This window comes from Paenibacillus sp. DMB5 (genome assembly GCF_001517085.1).
In the GTDB taxonomy this organism is placed as follows: Bacteria; Bacillota; Bacilli; order Paenibacillales; family Paenibacillaceae; genus Paenibacillus_AQ.
This window is the reverse complement of the sequence record NZ_LRAC01000104.1, coordinates 1-1,869: the sequence shown is the minus strand read 5'-3', so window position 1 is coordinate 1,869 and position 1,869 is coordinate 1. Positions and strand designations below refer to the sequence as shown.

General features: G+C 56.0%; 1 protein-coding gene. It reads right to left on the bottom strand.

The window, feature by feature from the left end; translation table 11 throughout:
* Positions 1–212: 212 nt before the first annotated feature.
* Positions 213–1,869 (bottom strand): hypothetical protein (locus AWJ19_RS35190; protein WP_068723811.1); only part of this gene is annotated, 1,657 nt, incomplete at its 5' end.

Genomic DNA, 1,869 nt, shown 5'->3' with positions numbered 1-1,869 from the left:
GCAAAAATGCCCTTGAATTCGGCCTCGGCGGGCAAATCAGCCAAATCAAGGGCAAAAATGCCCTTGATTTCGGCCTTGGCGGGCAAATGTGCCGAATGAAGGGTAAAAATGCCCTTGAAATATCTAAAAAGACGGTCAACAGACAGCATACTGCTGTGTTGATCGTCTTTTTTATGTTGCCATGCTATGTTGCTATGCGCGCCGGATGCGTACTAGCCAACCTCCAGTACAGCCTTAATAAATGTTTTCAGCGCTGTCGGCGCGCCTTCGCCGGCCCACTGCTTAAGGGCTTCATCCTGCCGGCTCATATAGGCATCCAGCTTGTCAGCCAGCAGCTTGTCAAAGGCAGCAGGCCCTCCGGTGCGCTCCGCCTGAAGCTCCATAATCAGCAGCGGCCAGCTGTAGCCGCCCTGGCCGAAGCTATGCTGCGGATATCGCTTCGCCAGCTCCAGCACGGAATCCAGCGGCTGGCCCGCAGCCAGCTCGGCAGCCAGATAACTGCCGATAAAGCGGTGACTCGGGTCTGTCTCCATTGCCTGAGCCAGCTCCTGCCGGGCTTCGTCCAGCCGGCCCTGGTACATCAGGGCAACGCCGTTCAGGGCGCGGTCATAGCTGTCCGGCTCGTGACCGTTCAGCTTCAGATACAGCGCATGGTATTTGTTATAGCTGCTCCAGTCAGAGCGGTCCAGATAATAATCTGCCAGATTAAAAGCAAAATTGGCATCCGGGCGCAGCTCCACCAGCTTGACTAATAAGCCCATCGCTTCATCCATGGTTCTGGCATCCCGGGTATGGGAATGCTTGGCGAACAAGAGATGAATCAGCATCTTGAGTGCATGGTCATCCTGCGGATTATCGGCATAATCCCTGCGGTAGGCTTCCATTGCTTCCTCCAGCTTCTGATCCGCAACGAGCATATCCGCAGCAGTCATGGTCCGGGATTTCAGATAAAAGAACGGCAGATTGCCGACCGTCTCCTCATTAAGCCGGTAGCCGTTGCTGCGGGTAATGACATGGCCTTGCGCATCGTAAGCATCAATGCTCCAGGAGAACCGGCTGTCGGGATTGGCGAAGCCGAGCAGGGAAGCGGGGGAAACCGACTGCCAGCCTTCCCCCCCTTCTACGGTAGAGAAGCTACCGGTAGAGAAGCCTCCACTGTTGTAAAGCTCAGTCACCGGAATTTCAACCTGATTATCCGTAATGCGCTGGCGGGTGACATGGCTTAAGAAGCTGCCTTTGTCATCGACTGTTGTTGACAGATTGTAATAGGCGGCTCCATCAACGGCCTCCCATTTGAACTGTACTGCATCACCGGTCAGCACCTGTGAGTTAACAGGTGATTGCAGCTCCAGCAGCGGCTGGAGCGTGATATCATGTGTGACCGAGCTGCCGGCCTGGAGCTCGATCCAGTCGTCCGACTGCACAGGCCAGGTCCAGCCGTCGATCTGCTCAAAGCTGAGGCCGAGCTGGATCTGATAGAATCCGGGAATCACGCCTGAGAACTGAAAACGCCCTTCAGCATCCGTAACAATCTGATACGGCTCACTGTCAGACCGCACGCTATGATATAGCTCTCTTTCCGCGCGGAGGAATATACCTGCCCGGGCTACCGGGGTTCCGTCGCTTTTGGTGAGTGTGCCTGATAGGGTAGCAGGAGCATCGAAGCCCAGCTTCACAGCTTCCCGCAGCGCTGTCTGAAGCGCGACAAGCTGTTCCTCTGTGGAGGATGATGTTCTATACACCTGTTCAGCCGCATTGCTGCCAGTATCTTTGCTGCCACCGACTGCACCGCCGCTGCTGGAGCTGCGCTGTTCTGAGCTGCCGCTGTCTGAGCTGTGCTGTCTGAGCTGTGCTGTCTGAGCTGCCGCT